The 204-nt window shown below is 58.8% G+C and carries 1 pseudogene; it reads left to right on the top strand.

Features of this window, described 5'->3' with window-relative positions:
- Window positions 1-86: 86 nt before the first annotated feature.
- Window positions 87-204: pseudogene (locus tag QN399_RS26730) on the top strand (hypothetical protein); the annotation flags it as partial.

Genomic DNA, 204 nt, shown 5'->3' with positions numbered 1-204 from the left:
CCCCCCCCCCCCCCCCCCCCCCCCCCCACCCCATTTTTTTTTAAAACCACAACACGCAATACCAAGATGTGTATAAGAGACAGACACTCAGCTTCAGCGGTTTTGGGCTGACCGCGAATCTGGCCGGGCATGTGCATATCGGTGACAACCTCGACGCTCGGGGCGAGCTGACCCTCAACGATGGGCGTTATCGGGCTTATGGTC

It is taken from the genome of Pseudomonas sp. 10C3, from assembly GCF_036346185.1.
Classification (GTDB): Bacteria; Pseudomonadota; Gammaproteobacteria; order Pseudomonadales; family Pseudomonadaceae; genus Aquipseudomonas.
This window is presented reverse-complemented; position numbering and strand designations above follow the sequence as displayed.